14 protein-coding genes, 2 tRNA genes and 1 pseudogene are annotated in these 15,943 nt (G+C 69.2%); 5 read left to right on the top strand and 12 right to left on the bottom strand.

Features of this window, described 5'->3' with window-relative positions:
* Positions 1-9: 9 nt before the first annotated feature.
* The 3 genes from Q2K16_RS21195 to Q2K16_RS21185 all read left to right on the top strand — a co-directional run bounded on the left by Q2K16_RS21195 (position 10) and on the right by Q2K16_RS21185 (position 1,864).
* The gene (locus Q2K16_RS21195) at positions 10-1,131 is read left to right on the top strand and encodes a bifunctional 2-methylcitrate synthase/citrate synthase (protein ID WP_302739571.1); all 1,122 of its coding nucleotides are present in this window, start codon (positions 10-12) and stop codon (positions 1,129-1,131) included.
* Positions 1,132-1,211: 80 nt separating this feature from the next.
* Complete coding sequence (locus tag Q2K16_RS21190; protein ID WP_302739570.1) at positions 1,212-1,460, top strand: aldehyde dehydrogenase family protein; 249 nt, start codon at positions 1,212-1,214, stop codon at positions 1,458-1,460.
* A 194-nt stretch (positions 1,461-1,654) separates the two neighbouring features.
* Complete coding sequence (locus tag Q2K16_RS21185) at positions 1,655-1,864, top strand: hypothetical protein (RefSeq protein ID WP_302739568.1); 210 nt, start codon at positions 1,655-1,657, stop codon at positions 1,862-1,864.
* A gap of 193 nt (positions 1,865-2,057) precedes the next feature.
* Here Q2K16_RS21185 and Q2K16_RS21180 read toward each other — a convergent pair.
* The 11 genes and pseudogenes from Q2K16_RS21180 to Q2K16_RS21130 all read right to left on the bottom strand — a co-directional run.
* Positions 2,058-3,163 (bottom strand): annotated as a pseudogene (locus tag Q2K16_RS21180) (IS701 family transposase); the annotation flags it as partial.
* Between the two features lie 259 nt (positions 3,164-3,422).
* Positions 3,423-4,256, bottom strand: a complete 834-nt coding sequence (gene pyrF, locus Q2K16_RS21175) for an orotidine-5'-phosphate decarboxylase (protein ID WP_302739566.1) — start codon at positions 4,254-4,256, stop codon at positions 3,423-3,425.
* Between the two features lie 105 nt (positions 4,257-4,361).
* On the bottom strand, positions 4,362-5,387 hold the full coding sequence (locus Q2K16_RS21170) for a ribokinase (RefSeq protein ID WP_302739565.1): 1,026 nt from the start codon (positions 5,385-5,387) through the stop codon (positions 4,362-4,364).
* 73 nt (positions 5,388-5,460) lie between these two features.
* On the bottom strand, positions 5,461-6,204 hold the full coding sequence (locus tag Q2K16_RS21165) for a glutamine amidotransferase (protein WP_302739563.1): 744 nt from the start codon (positions 6,202-6,204) through the stop codon (positions 5,461-5,463).
* Positions 6,205-6,215: 11 nt separating this feature from the next.
* A complete protein-coding gene (locus Q2K16_RS21160) occupies positions 6,216-7,037 on the bottom strand; it encodes an N-acyl homoserine lactonase family protein (RefSeq protein ID WP_302739562.1) in 822 nt (273 codons plus the stop codon).
* A gap of 30 nt (positions 7,038-7,067) precedes the next feature.
* The gene (locus Q2K16_RS21155) at positions 7,068-8,177 is read right to left on the bottom strand and encodes an ABC transporter substrate-binding protein (RefSeq protein ID WP_302739560.1); all 1,110 of its coding nucleotides are present in this window, start codon (positions 8,175-8,177) and stop codon (positions 7,068-7,070) included.
* A gap of 20 nt (positions 8,178-8,197) precedes the next feature.
* Entirely contained in the window at positions 8,198-9,004 is an 807-nt protein-coding gene (locus tag Q2K16_RS21150) for an ABC transporter permease (RefSeq protein ID WP_302739559.1), read from the bottom strand.
* Positions 8,991-9,761 carry an ABC transporter ATP-binding protein gene (locus Q2K16_RS21145; protein ID WP_302739557.1) on the bottom strand — a complete coding sequence of 257 codons (771 nt, stop codon included), beginning with the start codon at positions 9,759-9,761 and terminating at the stop codon, positions 8,991-8,993. Before Q2K16_RS21145 ends, Q2K16_RS21150 begins: the two co-directional genes overlap by 14 nt.
* Complete coding sequence (locus tag Q2K16_RS21140; protein ID WP_302739555.1) at positions 9,748-10,800, bottom strand: LacI family DNA-binding transcriptional regulator; 1,053 nt, start codon at positions 10,798-10,800, stop codon at positions 9,748-9,750. The genes Q2K16_RS21145 and Q2K16_RS21140 overlap by 14 nt, the downstream gene beginning before the upstream one ends.
* A 976-nt stretch (positions 10,801-11,776) precedes the next feature.
* Positions 11,777-11,849, bottom strand: a tRNA-Arg gene (locus tag Q2K16_RS21135).
* Positions 11,850-11,884: 35 nt separating this feature from the next.
* Positions 11,885-11,975: transfer RNA gene (locus Q2K16_RS21130), tRNA-Ser, on the bottom strand.
* A gap of 1,119 nt (positions 11,976-13,094) precedes the next feature.
* Here Q2K16_RS21130 and Q2K16_RS21125 point away from each other — a divergent pair.
* On the top strand, positions 13,095-13,763 hold the full coding sequence (locus Q2K16_RS21125) for a hypothetical protein (protein ID WP_302739554.1): 669 nt from the start codon (positions 13,095-13,097) through the stop codon (positions 13,761-13,763).
* Between the two features lie 49 nt (positions 13,764-13,812).
* Here Q2K16_RS21125 and Q2K16_RS21120 read toward each other — a convergent pair whose 3' ends face one another.
* Positions 13,813-14,586, bottom strand: coding sequence for a CPBP family intramembrane glutamic endopeptidase (locus tag Q2K16_RS21120; RefSeq protein ID WP_302739553.1), 774 nt, complete (start codon positions 14,584-14,586; stop codon positions 13,813-13,815).
* Positions 14,587-14,730: 144 nt separating this feature from the next.
* Between Q2K16_RS21120 and Q2K16_RS21115 the strand changes: the two genes are divergently transcribed.
* Positions 14,731-15,849 (top strand): globin domain-containing protein, encoded by a 1,119-nt coding sequence (locus Q2K16_RS21115; protein ID WP_302739551.1) that lies wholly within the window; start codon positions 14,731-14,733, stop codon positions 15,847-15,849.
* Positions 15,850-15,943: the final 94 nt, after the last annotated feature.

Below are 15,943 nucleotides of genomic sequence, written 5' to 3'. Positions count from 1 at the left end.
ACGACACTGATGAGCACCGACATCCGCCGTGGCCTGACCGGCGTGGTGGTCGACACCACCGCCATCTCCACCGTGATCAGCGAGACCAACTCGCTGACCTACGGCGGCTACGCCGTGCAGGACCTCGCCGCCTCACGAAGTTGGGAGGAGGTCGTCCACCTGCTGTGGCACGGCGACCTGCCCCACGCGACCCAACTCGCCGACTTCCGTGCCGCCGAAGCCGCCCAGCGGTCCCTGGACCGCACCGGGCAGGAACTGCTACGCAAGCTTCCCGAGACCTGCCATCCGATGGATGTGCTGCGTACCGCGGTGTCCTACCTCGGTGCCCAGGACCCGACTGAGGACCTCGCCGACCGCGTGGCCAACCAGGCCAAGGCGCTGTCACTGTTCGCGAAGCTGCCCACCGTCGTCGCCCTGGACCTGCGTCGTCGTCGGGGCCGGGACCCGATCCCACCGGACCCGACGCTCGGCTACGCCGAGAACTTCTTCCACATGTGCTTCGGCGAGGTACCGTCCGCCGACGTGGTCCGCGCCTTCGAGACCACGATGATCCTGTACGCCGAGCACAGCTTCAATGCCTCCACCTTCGCCGCCCGGGTGATCACCTCGACGCTGTCGGACCTGTACAGCGCCGTCACCGGGGCGATCGGCGCGCTCAAGGGCCCGCTGCACGGCGGCGCCAATGAAGCGGTCATGCACATGCTCGTCGCGATCGACGACCCGGACCGGGTGGAGTCCTGGCTGGACGACGCCCTCGCCACCAAACAGAAGATCATGGGATTCGGGCACCGGGTCTACAAGAACGGCGACTCCCGAGTACCGATCATGCAGAACGCTCTGGACAACCTGATCGCCACCCACGCCGACGACCACATCCGCCGGCTCGCCGAGGTGTACACCAGGCTCCAGCGGTCCATGTTCCAGCGCAAGGCGATCCACCCCAACCTCGACTACCCCTCCGCGCTGGCGTACCACGTGATGGGTTTCGACACCCCGACCTTCACACCGATCTTCGTAATGAGCCGCATCACCGGCTGGACCGCGCACATCGTCGAACAGCTCACCGCCAACGTGCTCATCCGCCCGCTGAGCGCCTACACCGGCCCACAACAGCGCCCCGTACCGGCCTGACCTGCACCACAACCACCCAAAAACCCCGACGCCCGCCGTCCCGCCAGGACCAGACCGCCCGTTTTCCACCAGGAGACGCCATGGAACAGCTCACCCACTTCATCGCCGGCGGCCGCGTCGCCGGCAGCACCGGCCGATTCTGCGATGTCTACGACCCTAGCACCGGACAGGTCACCCGGCAGGTGCCGATGGCCTCGGCAGAAGGGGGCCACGCGGCAATCGCCGACGCGGCGGCCGCACAACCGGGCTGGGCCGCCACGAACCCGCAGCGCCGCGCCCGAATCCTGATTCGATGGCTGGCCGGCCCTCATCCACCGGCAGGCCGGTGAACTCGCCACGCTGCTCTCCGCCGAACACGGCAAGACCGTCGCCGACGCACACGGCGACATCCAGCGAGGCACGGAGGTAGTCCCTCGATCCTGGACACGGGGTTTAGGCGGCCAGGGTCAGCGTAGCTGGCCCTGGCCGGGTGTTCTTTTCGTAGGCTTTTCGCCTCGGACCTCGACCCGACCCGGCGACGGTCGTGACGCTCGTCGACGAGCTGAAAGATCGTTTCGGGGGCGGGCCCGTCCTCCGGGTCATCGGCGTCGCCGTGGGGGTGTGGGTGCTCAGGCTGAACGCTAGTCGGCTCGTCGTGCTGTGCCTGGTGGGTGTGCCAGGCGGTTTCGTACTCGTCTGGGGATCGCTAGTACGGCAGCCGCCGTTCGAGATCATGGCTGAAGTTCGAGGTTGAGGCGCCGGGTGTAGTGGGCTCGGCGGGCTCGGGCTTGATGGTGGCGCCGCCACTGTGACCAGCGCAGACGGTGGGCGAGGTTGCTGAGCGGGCGGATGACGCAGGCGTTGATCAGTCGTCGGATCTCGTTGACGGTGAGCTTGATCAGTCCGGTGTCGGCCGGGTCGTGGTCGGCGGCGTCGGCGGCGCAGATGGCCAGGACGGCGAGGGCGGCCAGGGCGAGGGTGGTGAATCGGTGCCAGGAGTCCCAGCGGCGGACCTGGTGCTGGTCGAGGCCGATCTGGCCCTTGGCGGCCTGGAAGCTCTCCTCGATCGTCCAGCGGATGCCGGCGACTCGCACGAGTTGGGCCAGGGTGGCTGGTTGTGGGGTCCAGCAGCGGTAGAAGGCCAGTTCGTCGGTGGTGGTGTTGCGGCGGATCAGGAGGCTGTGGTGGCCGCTGTCGTCGGGGTCGGCGTCGGTGCAGACGTCGTCGAGCCACGCCCATGCGTAGAAGCGTGGCCCTTTGGACCCGGCTCCCGCGCTGCGGCGCTGCCACGCCGAGGCCGGTAGCTCGGCGGCGACCCGGTCAGCCCGAACCCGGGTCTTGCCGCTGTCGAGGGGGATCAGGTGGCTGCGGGACACGGCCAGGACATAGCCCAGGCGGTGTCCGCGCAGGTGGGCGCGGAAGACGCTGCTGTTGCCGTAGGCCTCGTCCGCAGCCGCCCACCCGGCAGGGACGCCGGCGTCGAGGGCCGCGGTGATCATCTCCGCGGCCAGTCAGGCTTGGTGGCGAACTCGATCGTGTCGGGGACTCCGGCGGCCTGGCAGCGGACCCGGTCATCAGTCCAGGACACCGGCAGGTAGACCTTGCGGTCGATCAGCGTGTGCCCGCGCCGGCTGGCATAGCCGCAGAACACTCCGACCTGTGCGTTCTCGATCCTGCCGGCGGTGCCGGTGTACTGGCGTTGCACCCCGACCGTGTGCGTGCCCTTCTTCAGGTCGCCGGTCTCGTCGACGACCAGGACCGCGTCCGGGTCACCCAAACGAACCACGACCACCGCCCGCACGTCGTCGCGGACCGCGTCGGCGTCCCACACCGCCCGATACAACAACCGCTGCATCGCATCAGGCCGGGCATGCCCGGCCTGCTCCGCCAACTGCCAACACGTCTTGACCTCGACATCCGAGAGCAGCCCCGACACGAACGCCACCGCCGCCCGACGCGGCTCGACCCGCCCGAACCGCCCCGCGAACGCATCACACACCCCGGTCAGGACCTCCCGCCACCGGGCAGGGTCTACGCTGTGGCACGCGGCCACCGCCAGATCTGAAGTTATGTCCACAGCAGACAGACGATCACGCGGTGGCCGCACCTCGTCCACCCGGCCCCACCAACGACATCTCAAACGGCGGCTGCCGTACTAGCCGAGGTCTTCTTGGATGCGGCGGGTGTTGCACCGGCCGACGTCAAAGGTGAAGATCGCGTTTCCCGCTTCGTCGGGGGTTTCGCCAGGAGTTGCGGTAGACAAGTTCGATCTTCGACGTCGACCAGAGGTTCTCCATCAGGGCGTTGTCGTATCAGCCGTCGGAGAGGCGCTGGTTGAAACGCGCCGCGGCACGGTGGGCGGCCTGGGCGAAGTCGGAACCGGACGAAGCGTAGAGAATGGCACGGGACGAGTTCGCGATGAGCCCGAACGAGTCCTGCGCCTTGCCCACCCGTAGGCACTCGTCGACATCCCCGCCCTGCGCGCCCAGACCCAGCAGCAGAATGGGCAGGTCGCCGACGGCATGCCTGATCCGGGCGAGCTTGGCCGGCTCGGTGGCACCAGCGGTCACCGCGCAGTTGCCGAGACGGTTCCAGTTGCCTGCCACCCGACGGCACACGTACTCGTACAGCGGGATACCTTCGGAGCCGACGGGCAGGTCCTGGAACTCCCCGACCCCGACGCAGGAGTTCGCCCCCATCACAATGACCCCTTTGTTCCGGCGCCGCAGGAACGGCTCCAAGGACTCACGGCCCATGTACGGATGCACGGTCACCACGTCGGCACCCCAGGTGTCGAAGACAGCCTCGGCGTAGTAGACATTCGTGTTGTCGATGTCCCCCCGCTTGGCGTCGACGATGACGACGCGGTCCGGGTGTGCCTGCTTGATGTAGGTGATCGTGCACTCCAGCGCCTGGATCCCGGGTACACCCATCCGCTCGAAGAACGCGCTGTTGAGCTTGAACGCCGCGGCGAACTCCGCCGTCGCGTCGGCGATCTCGCGGCAAAAGACCGTTACCCGTTCCGCGTCATCACTGGCCAAGCCCGCCGGCAACCTCGACAGATCCGGGTCCAAGCCGACACACACCAGCCGCCCCTGCGACCACTGGCGCCGCATCAGCTCATAGATTCCACCGTCGGTAGCCACGCGTCGCACTCTAACGACCTTGTGCTGACGGGATCGGCGTGGCGGTGACGTGCCGGGTATTGAACATCGCTCGTCAGCCCTACTACCGGTGGCGTGCCCGCCGTGTCACCGACGCCGAGCTGGTGGCGGCGTATCGGGCGGACGCGTTGTTCGACGCCCATCGCGACGATCCAGAGTTCGGCTACCGGTTCCGGTTGGCCGCACCGCCAAGAACGAGTCGATCTCGACGCGGTTCGGTAAGCCGCCCTGAGCACCGATCGCGCGAGTCGACAGTGCGGCAGCGGTCACGGCGACATTCGTCGCATCGATCAGGTCGGCCCCCTCGATCAGCGCCGAGGTCAGCGCCGCACAGAAGCAGTCACCGGCCCCGGTCGTGTCGACCACCGGCACCACCGGAGCCGGCACCAGCTCATACCGCTGCCCGTCCCGGACTAACGCCCCGGCGGCGCCGAGAGTCACCACCACCCGTGGCACCGGCAGGGCAGCCAGGGCCGCCCGTACTCCGACGAGGTCGTCCAACTCGTCGTCCCGAGCGCCGGTGAGCTGGGCCAACTCGACCCGGTTCGGCACCAGCACGTCCACCAGTTCGAGCAGCCCGACGTCGACCACACCGGCGGGAGCCGGGTTGAGCACCCTCAACTGACCGGAGTCGGCGGTGGAGAGCGCCGCCCGGATCGCGTCGACCGGCACCTCGCACTGCACGAGCACCGCCGCCGTTTCCGGGTCGATCGGCCCCACATCCGCTGCCGTCAGTCGACGGTTGGCGCCCTCGATGACGACGATCGAGTTCTCGCCCTTTCGGTCCAGCAGGATCAACGCCTCGCCGGTGCCGACGCCCTCGCCGAGGCGGCGCACCCCTGACGTTTCCACCCCGAGCCGGCGCAGGTTGTCGATCAGTAAGCTGCCGGCGGCATCGGAGCCGACGGCGGCGCGCAGAGACACCCGGCGTCCCAGCACGGCCAGTGCCACGGCCTGATTGGCGCCCTTGCCACCGGCGCCGATCCGAGGATCGGCGGCGAGCACCGTCTCCCCGGGGCGGGGCAGCCGGTCGAGCCGGACCACCCGATCGACATTGGCGCTGCCGACCACCACCACCTCGGCAGGTTTCGCCTCTTCCGACTCGGTCGTCACTGAACCGGCCGTCGCCGCGACCACGGAGCCGCCCAGCGCCGAGCCTGCTGGAGCCGATCGCGGAGAAGCCGAGTCAGTCACGGGCAGCCAGCCACGAGATGAGTCGGACCCACAACTGCGGGTAATCCGACCAGGCCAGGAAGGGCGGTGGCGCCCAGTGCGGTGCCAGGTCGGAGGTGAAGACGCCGGTCCGCCCCGCACCCACCTGCCGGACAGCGATCAGCGGGTCGGCGCCGACCTCGACCAGGACCTTCCCTTCCGGACGTTGCCGGGTGCGGTTGTAGCCGAGTAGACCGGGCCACTGCTGCTGCCCGTCCGGCAGCGCGGGATGAACGCCGAGGACCCGGGGCGGGATCCCCTCGGGTGCCTCCACCCGGTCGTCGGTGGTCAGCAGTTCCACCGGAAGGATGTCGGCCAGCGGGCTCTGCCCGTACCTTGCCTTGCCCTCGATGCCGGCGAAGGAGAGGTATCCGCCGACCATCAGCAGGGCGCCACCCGTCTCGACGTAATCGCGGAGGGCCGTGAGGCGGTTGGGTTCACTGGCCGAGTTACTGAACACGTTCGGCGTCAGCAGGAAGGTGTTCGCCCCCACGTCGCTGATCACGACACAGTCGTACTGCCGAAGGCCGTCGGCGGTGGTCGGCATCCTCTCGGCGATACGGTGCGCCGGAACGTGGTCGACCTCCCAGCCCTGAGCCAGCAGCGCCGCCTTGAACTCGTGGCCGCCCTCCTGGTACTCGCTGTTGGTGAAGCTGTCGAAACCCTTCTGGTGGATCAGGTGGATGAACCACGACTCGCCGAGTAGCAAAATCTTCACGGACCAGACTCCTATTCGATTGTCCCGCTCGGGAAATGCTCGCGGAACTGCCAGTCATGTTCGGGGATGATGAGATCAGCCTCGTGCCGGAGGCGGGCATAGCCGCGCATGAGTTCCGGTAGGTTCCAGAACGAGCCCATCGGCCAGTTCAGCTCAAGATTGCGGTAGTTGTACATGACGTCGCTGGTCAGGCAGACGGTGCCGCGGGCGGTCTCGACCATGACCACCATGCAGCCGGGGGTGTGTCCACCGATCTTGACGAGCCGGACCCCGTCGGCGATGTCGACGTCACCGTCGATCACCTCCAGACGGTCGCGAATATCAGTGATCTTGTATGAGTAATCGGGGTAGTAGAACATGCAGAACGAGGGTGGTGCGACGGCCTGCGGCAGTTCGTCGCGTTGCACGATGAACTTCGCCCTCGGGAAGAGCTCGTTGTTGCCGACGTGGTCGAAGTGCAGGTGGGTCAGCACCACCACGTCCACGTCGGCCGGGCGGACTCCGTGCCGGGCAAGCCCGGCGACCAGGTCCTGGTCCTCGCTCCGGGAAGCAACGAAGTCCACCCCGTAGCGGCTCTGCATCGCCGAGACCTCATCGATGGCGCCCAGTCCGGTGTCGATCAGGATGGTCTGGCCAGCCCCCTCGATCAGCCAGGCCGGCACCGGCACCATCACCCCCTCGGTGAGCTCACCGTTGCGCCGCCGGATGTCGTTGCGGAAGCCGAACGGCAGGACCTTCGACCGGTCCAGGTCCGGATGGGCGCCGCTGTTGAGCAGGCTGACCGAGAGTGAACTCTCCAGTTCACCGGTGACGATCTGGTGGATTCGCATCATCGTCGTACCCTCTCCTCACCGCCATCGGGACTAGAAGCCGGTCTCGTCCGCGCCGTACTTCTCGACGTACTTGTTCCAGGTCTGTTCCACCAGGAAGTGCTTGCCGGCGTCGACCGGCGCCGGGATGGATTTGTTGGCGGTCAGGTAGCTGTTGTCGCCGTCCCAGGTCTTCTTCCAGTAGGAGATCCCGCTCGGGTCGAGAATCAGTTGCTTCGTCGCCTGGGCGTTGGGCGCGTACAGCTCGAACTTCTGCCAGAAGTCCTGGAAGCCCTGCACGGTCAGGTTGGCGCCGGTGTCCCGGTTGAGCCGTTCGGTGATGGTCTTGCCGCAGTCGGCGGTGTTGGCGTCGCAGTACCGCACAATCCGGTGGAACACCTTGACCAGCTTGAGCAACGCCTCCTCGTTCTCTCCGGCGAACTCGGTGGTGGTGACCAGTCCGTTGATCGGCGGTGGGGCCAGATCGGGGCCGGAGGCGAGCACCGGCATTCCCTCCGCGGTGGCTCGGACCCGCTGCGGAATGCCGCCGAGGTACGCGTCACCGGTGCCGCTGAGGAAGGCGGCGAGACCTTGGTCCGGGTCGAGGTCGACCAGCTTGACGTCGGACTGCTTCAACCCAACCGACTCCAGTGCGGCGACCACCTGCTTGCCCATGTCGGTGGACATGGTGGTGACGATGGTCCGCCCCTTGAGCTGTTTGAAGGTCTCGGCCCGGGCGGCCTCCTCGGGGAGGCCAGTGGCGACGAACTCCTCGAGGGTCTTCAGCCCGGAGCCCTTCTTGCCCATCAGCGCGGAGCCCTCGGTGAACGGGTTCCAGGCATACCAGTAGACGACGTTGTCGGCCTTGTTGGCGACCGAGACCACGCCGGTGGTGTTGTTGATGGCCGCGTCGATGCCGTTGGAGGCGACCGCCGGCATGATGGCGTCCCAGGCGAGCGACTTCAGCTCGACGTTGAGCCCTTCGGCCTTGAACCACCCCTTCTCCTCGGCGATGATCGGAAGCATGGTGTCCTGGAACGGCGAGATGCCGAGCCGGATGGTCGTCGTACCGTCGGCGGCCTTACCGGATTCGGTCTCGGCGTTGCAGGCGGTCAGGGCGAGTGCGGTGACGACAAGGCCGACGGCGAGCTTTCTGGTTGACATGGTCGTGCTCCTTAGCTACCTCAGGAAGAGCTTTCGGACCAGCGTGTGATGCGTGAGCTGACGAATTTGATGAGCCGGTCGACGGCCACCGCCTCGATGGCGATGACGATGGTGCCGATCAGCACCACGGGGGTGTTCAGCGTCCGACTGGCCTGCATGATCAGCCGGCCGATGCCCTGTTCGGCACCGAGGAACTCTGCCGCCACCACCACCGCGAAGGCGAGCGCGCTGCCGATCCGCAACCCGGAGACGATTTCGGGAACGATGGCGGGCAGAATCACGGTCCGGTAGACCTGCCCCTCGCGGGCACCCAACGAGCGGGCCGCGCGACCGTAGACCGGGCTGACGTTGTTTGCCGACACGATCGTGTTGACCACCATGACCATGAAGCAGGCCAGGGAGCCCAGGAAGAGCTTGCCGCTGTCCCCGATACCGAACCAGAGGATGACGAACGGGATCAGGGCCACCGGTGGAACCGGTCGCAGTGCCTCGATCACCGGGGTGAGGGTGTGAAAGAGAATCCGGGAACGGACCATCAACAGACCGATCAGAATCCCCGCAGCCGAGCCGATTGACCAGGAGAAGAGCACCCGGAGCAGGGTGGCCCCGGCGTCCGGCAGCATGCTCCGCCAGACCTGTCGCAGGGCGCTGAGCACCTCGGTCGGGGCCGGGAAGTAGAGCGGCCTGATCGTGCCGGTCAGGTCGGTGAGCAGCCACCAGACGGTGAGCAGCCCCACGACGACACCACCGCCGAGCCCGAGCCCGATCACCCGAGACCGGTCCCCTGCCACGCGGGGGCGGACGAGCTGTCCCTCAGTCGCGGTCACCGGACACCTCCCGCAGGCTCCGCGAGATCTGGATCCGCATGTCCTGGAATTCCTTGCTGCCCCGTAGATCGAGGTCACCGCGCCGTTCGAAGGGCACCGTGATGTCCTGGTGCACCCGCGCCGGACGCGGTGTCATGACGATCACCCGGTCGCCCACGAAGAGCGCCTCCTCGATGTCGTGGGTGACGAAGACGATGGTCTTCGGCTCCGCCAGGTTGACGTGGTGCAACGCGAGCCACATCGCCTCGCGGGTGAAGATGTCCAGTGCGCCGAACGGCTCGTCCAGCAGCAGCACCTCGGGGCCGGAGGCGTAGGCGCGGGCGATGTCGACCCGCTTGCGCATGCCGCCAGAGAGTTCCTTCGGGTATGCATCCGCGAAGTCGGCGAGGCCGACCAGGTCGAGATAACGGTCGACCCGCTCCTTCCGAGCGGTCCGGTCGACACCGCGCAGCCGCAGCCCGTACTCGACGTTGCGGCGCACGGTCAGCCATGGAAAGACCGCGTCTGACTGGAAGACCACCGCTCGCGAGCTGTCCGGCCTGGTGACCGGACTGCCGTCAACCAGCACTCGACCGGCACTCGGCTGCAGGAACCCGGCGATGAGGTTGAGCAGGGTGGTCTTGCCGCAGCCGCTCGGCCCGACGACGCAGACGACCTGGTTGCCCTCGATCCGCAGGGTGGTCCTGGACAGCGCCAGCACGTCGGCCCGCCGGGCCTGGAACTCTTTGCTGACATCCTCGACGTCAATGACCGCCATCGTTGTCGCCTCCATCCACGGGTGTCGGGTGCAGCAGCGGCCCGGTGGTGCCCCGCAGAGTCAGGGACACCGGCAGGATGTGCCGGCTGGATCGGGTTTCGCCGTTTGTCGGAGCGAGCACCCCTAGCAGAGCCGAGGCAGCCAGCGCACCCATGCCGACCGCGTCCTGGCGAACCGTGGTCAAGCCGGGGGTAACGTGGCGTGCCGCGTAGATGTCGTCGAAGCCGACCACGGAACAGGCCGTCGGTATCTGCAGGCCCGCCTCCCGTAGCGCCCGTAGTGCACCGAGGGCGACCATGTCGTTGAGAGCGAAAACGGCGGTCACCTCACCGATCCGGATCCGGGGTACGAGGTGGCTGGCTGCCAGGTAGCCGGCCTCCTCCTCGAACGGGCCCTCAATCACCTCCGGCGTGCGACCGACCAGCTCGCCCCAGGTATGGACGAAGCCGTCCACCCGGTGCTTGCTGCTGGCCAGTTGGAGGTTGGCACCGACCACGACGGCCCGCTGGTGCCCCAGTCCGGCCAGGTGTCGCGCGGCGAGCGCTCCGCCGGCCCGGTTGTCGGAGACGACGGTGGTCAGGGCCAGCCCGTCCAGTTCCTCGTCGACCGCGACGACCGGTACGCCGGCAAACAGCTCGGCGAGCCGGGAGGTGGGTGCGGGCGCACCGGCGGCGTAGACCACCCCGTCGATGGCCCGCGACTTCAGCGTCTCCAGGTAGAAGATCTCCCGCTCGGAGGTCCAGCCGGTGTTGCCGAGCAAAACATTAAAGCCGCGCTCGATCGAGGCCTGCTCGACACCCTTGGCCAGGTCAGCGAAGAAACTGTTGCCGATGTCGGGCACCAGCAGCCCGATAGTGCGGGTAGTGCCCCGCGCCAGGTTCTGGGCGGTACGACTCGGCACGTAGCCCAGATCCTGCATGGCCTCCCGGACCAGGGACTGGACGCGCTGACTGACCGGCCGGTTGCCGCTCAGAACGTGGGACACGGTCGCTCGGCTGACTCCGGCCCGAGCGGCCACGTCACTGATGGAGACAGACATTCTCACCTCCGCGCAAACCGGTTTGACAAACCGGTTTGCGTCACGCTAATCATGAGAGACGCGCACGTCAAGGGCATGTTGTGAAAATTCTCGGCCGCTGCCGGGGGGTTCGCGGGACTGCGGGGTTTTCGGCTCTGGCGCACTTTCGGTGGTAGCAGAGAGTAGCGATCTCAACGGCTGGGTGGCGGCGCTGTTTAAAGTGGTGTAACCAGGGCAAACACGTCAGCGTGTCGGGGTCGCGCGCTCCGGCGAAGACCCCGAGACATGAGCGTCATCGGTCCGCGCGTGCATCTGCGGGGCCGCTACAGAATGTCACCACCGAAAGTGAGCCAGAGCCTCACATTATGGTGGTGACGGTGCGTGCCGGTTAGAGCTCCTAACGAAATGATGTTGGGCGTGTCCTCGGGACGTGAGGATCGTTCTGCCTGAACGTGAGGAGGGGTGAGCAGCCGCCGTGGATCGTCTCGGACGAACTCTGGGCCGAGATCGCACCGTTGCTGCCACCCCGACAGGGCTTCGGCGAATGTCAGGGCTCGGACGCCTGACTCCATCTCGACCTCGACCGTGCAAACGGCTGCAGTCCCAACGACGGCCTGACTGATCGACTCCCTGCCAGCTACGTCGACCCAACGCCAGCAAGCCCGTGACGCCGTGCCACCGTCCCCACGACTGCACAAGGCACGTCGACATCCTGTGCAGCCGAAATACCCTGCCAGGCCACGGGCCGGGCTCGAATCGGAAGCGCGTCTGCCCACTACCAGGCGAGCTTCCAGTAACAGCCCCGCGCCCGCCTGGACCCACCAACACGCACCACGCCGCCGCCGACAGTTCCGACACGCGCCGGCACCAACCCCCGCCGAAACAGACGAGCACCAACGGAGCACCGCGGTCCCATCAGGCGGGAAAGGTAGGCGCGAAAATGGGAAAGAAGAAGGCCGTGACCTCTGTTTTCGCAGGTCACGGCCTTGATCTTTTGTGCGCCCGAAGGGACTCGAACCCCTAACCTTCTGATCCGTAGTCAGATGCTCTATCCATTGAGCTACGGGCGCCCGGTGCTCGACCAGTCTACACAACCGGTTTTGCGCGGAGACTCCGGGATTCGAACCCGGGAGGGGCTTTAAGACCCCAACCGCATTAGCAGTGCGGCGCCATAGACCAGACTAGGCGAAGTCTCCTCGGTGACCCTGCGGACCACCGCGGACGAGGATACAGGTCCGCCCCCACCCGGGGCAAAGCGACTATCCCGACGGGCGCCAACCCCTGGTGGGGGCCGCGCCGGGGCACCGCCGCACCACTCGGCGCGGCGTATTCCCACGTGTGCGAGGTCACGTTCGCGGCTACGCTCCTTTTCCATGCAGGAGCAGCCGCCGAGCGACCCGCCCCGCCGCCCCGCCAGCGACCGGGCGCGTCGCCGCTCGCCGGAGGCGACCTTCACGCCGCCGCCCGCGCCGCCCCGGCAGCAGCAGCCCTCCGATGACGACGCGACGCCTAGGCCGAAGCGGGCCCGCCCGACGAAGGCGGCACCGGCCGTGCTGTTCCAACCTCCTGCCGCCGAGTCGCCCGTACCACCGCCGGCGGCTCCCGCCCGACCGCGCCGCGCGGGCGGGGGCCGACCGGCGGCGGAGCCGACCGGAACGGCGGACGACCCGCCGACCGCACCGACGCCGCCCGGCACACCCGACGCACCGACAGCCGTTGCGACCCCCGCGACGCCCGTCGCAGAAGCGCCCGACGCCGCCCCCGCGACGCCAGCCGCCACCAGCGCACCGGCACGCTCCACAGCCTCTCGGACGCCGGCCGCGCGACGCACCCCCCGCAAACGGGCGGCGGGCGTGGCCGCCGGCAGCCCCACCGACCCACCCCACGGACCACCACCTTCGGACCAGGCAGCCGGCCCCGCCAGCCCCACCGCGAACACACCACCCGAAACAGCCCCACCGTCGGCAACAGCCACTCCACCGGAAACGACCACACCGCCGACAGCAGTCCCACCGGCGGAGCCGGGCGCAGCAACGACGCAGTCGGACACAGCAACAGAACCGGGCCCACCGCCACGGAAGCGGGCCACGCGAAAGACGACGACGGCGGACCCAGCCCCGACCACCGGCCGGCCCGCGCCCCGCACGAGGGCGACCCCACCGAAGAAAGCTCCACCGGTACCCACCCCCGAACCGACCACCGTTGCGGAGCCCACCCCGACCGCGCGGCGGCGACCGACCACCAGGCAGCGTCCACCCGCCGGGCCGGACCCCGTCGGCACCCCGACCACGGCCACCAGCGCACCCGCCGTAACGGTGACGGCGAACCCGGACGGCGCGGCAGCGGGACGGCTGGAGCTGGCGGTGATCCGGACCCGGCTGCTGGCCCATCCGGGGTTCGCGCCGGAGTTGCTGGCCCTGGCGGCCGTCGAGGGGATCGGACCGCAGGCCCGGGAGTGGGCGCGCGGGCTGCGCGAGGCGTACCCGGATGCCGGTCCGGACGGGCTGGCCCGGCTGGCCACCCGGCGGTTCGTCAGGTGGGCCGGGGTGGGTGGGGCCACGGCGGCGGTGGCCGGGCTGTTCGCGCCGCTGGCCGAGCTGGTGGCGGTGCTCTGGACGCAGTCGGCGCTGGTGCTGCACGTGGCGGCGGCGTACGGCCGGGACCCGGCCGACCCGGAGCGGGCGGTGGAGTTGCTGGTGCTGACCCGGGTGCACCCGGACGCGGAGAGTGCCCGTGCCGCGCTGGACGCGGCGCGGGCGGCGGACGGGCCCGGCGACGGGCCGTGGCCGCGTGCGGCGGAGGCCGCGTGGCGGCTGGCGTCGCCGTTGGCCGCGCAGGCCGGCGGCTGGGCCGCGCTCCGGCTGGCGGCCCGGCTGCTGCCGGGGGCCGCGGTGCTGGCGACGGCGGCGGGTGACGCGGCGGCGACCGATCTGCTGGCCGCCCGGGCGGTGGCCAGCTACCGGCCCGCCCGGACCGGCGGCTAGGCCGCCCGAAGAGTGGCGGCGGCCGGCGACGCGGCGGGGACGGCGGTGGTCAGAGCCAGTCGAACCAGTCCCTGGGCAGCAGCGAGTACCCGACGAAGGCGACCACGTCGAGCAGGGTGTGCGCCACGATCAGCGGCATCACCCGCCTGGTGCGCAGGTAGAACAGGCTGAACACGACGCCCATCACGGCGTTGCCGACGAACGCGCCGAAGCCCTGGTAGAGGTGGTAGGAGCCGCGCAGCAGCGCGCTGGTCGCGATGACCGCGCCGAGCCGCCACTGGAGCTGGCGCAGTCGGGTGACCAGGTAGCCGACCACGATCACCTCCTCCAGCACGGCGTTCTGCACGGCGGCGAGGACCAGCACCGGCACCGCCCACCACAGCGGCGGCAGGCCGGCGGGGACCAGGGTGGCGTTGACGCCGAGCTGCGCCGCCGCCCAGAACAGGGCCAGGCCCGGCAGGCCGATCAGCGCGGCCAGCCCGGCGCCCCGGGCCAGGTCGGACCCGGGCCGTCGCAGGTCCACCCCGAGGGTCCGCGCCGGGTCGCCGGGGTCGCGCGCCAGCAGGTGTACGGCGAGCAGCACCGGCAGCAGCGCGAAGGCGATGCCGAGCAGCTGGTACGTCAGGTCGAGCCAGGGGCGGGCGGACCGTGAGGTGTTGAGCGCGGCGGTCTGTTGGGACAGCGGCCCGTCGGCGGTCAGTTTCGCGGCCAGCGACACCACGGCGTAGACGGCCGACTGCCCGAGTGACAGGCCGAGGACCAGCAGGGTCTCGGTGCCGAGGACCCGCCGGGACTCCGGGCGGGTGTGCTGCTCAACGGTCACCGCACCACTCTGCCCGACGGGGTGGCCCGATCGCACCGGCCGGTGGGCCCAGATGAGCCGGTCGCACATTCTGTGCGACCGGTGCATACGCTCCGTGGACATTCTATCGGGGCCCGATCCGCCGTCAGGAGGAGGACCGCCCCCGTGGACAACTTCGCTCGGCTGCTGAAGGAGAGTTGGACCCTGGTCGAGGAGGACCGGGACCGGCTGAGCGGTCGCTTCTACGCCCGGCTGTTCCTGCTCGATCCGGAGCTGCGTCGGCTGTTCCCGGCGGAGATGACCGGCCAGGGCGACCGGATCCTGGACGCGATCGTCACCGCCACCCAGGTGATGGACGATCCGGAGAGCTTCGACGAGTACCTGCGCTCGCTGGGGCGGGACCACCGCAAGTACCACGTCGACGCCGCGCACTACGCGACGATGGGGGTGGCGCTGCTCGACGCGCTGCGTACCACCGCCGGTGACGGCTGGAACCTGGAGTACGACCAGGCGTGGCGGGACGCGTACGCGGCGATCACGGCGACGATGCTGGCCGGGGCGGAGTCGGACGAGAACCCGCCGTACTGGCACGCGGAGGTGCTCACCCACGAGCGGTACGGCAGCGACACCGCCGTGCTGACCGTCCGCGCCCTGCAGCACCCGCTGGTCTGGAAGGCCGGCCAGTACGTCAGCGTCGAGGTGCCCAGGCACCTGCCCCGGGTGTGGCGCACGTACTCGGTGGCGAACGCCCCGAACGACGACAACGTGCTGGAGTTCCACGTCCGTACGCCGGTCGGCGCGGGCTGGGTCTCGGGGGCGCTGGTGCGCCGGACCAAACCGGGTGACCTGCTGCGGGTGGCCGCGCCGATGGGGTCGATGACGGTGGACCGGGACTCCGGGCGGGACATCCTCTGCGTGGCCGGCGGGGTGGGCCTGGCGCCGGTGAAGGCGATGGTGGAGGAGTTGGCGGGCTGGAACCGGGCCCGCTGGGTGCACGTCTTCTACGGGGCCCGGCACGCCGACGAGCTGTACGGCCTGGCCGGGCTGGAGGAGCTGGTCGCCGCCCATCCCTGGTTGTCGGTGACCCCGTCGTGCAGCGACGACCCGGATTTCGCCGGCGAGCGTGGGGACGTCCCCGACGTGGTGGCCCGGTACGGCCCGTGGACGTCGCACGACTGTTACGTCTCCGGTTCCGCCGCGATGGTGCGGGCGACGTTGCGGGCGCTCGCCGAGGACGACGTCCCGCCGCAGCACATCAGGTACGACACGTTCGGCAACCTGTAGAGCTTTACTCCCCCCGAACCGGGGCGCGTGCCCCCGCCCCCTGGGGCACGCGCCCCGGTCCCCTCCGTGCCCACCCGGACCGGCGTCCGGGGCG

The organism is Micromonospora cynarisoli (genome assembly GCF_030518815.1).
Lineage (GTDB): Bacteria > Actinomycetota > Actinomycetes > Mycobacteriales > Micromonosporaceae > Micromonospora > Micromonospora wenchangensis.
Note: the sequence above shows the minus strand (reverse complement) of the source record. Positions and strands in the feature narration are given on the sequence as shown.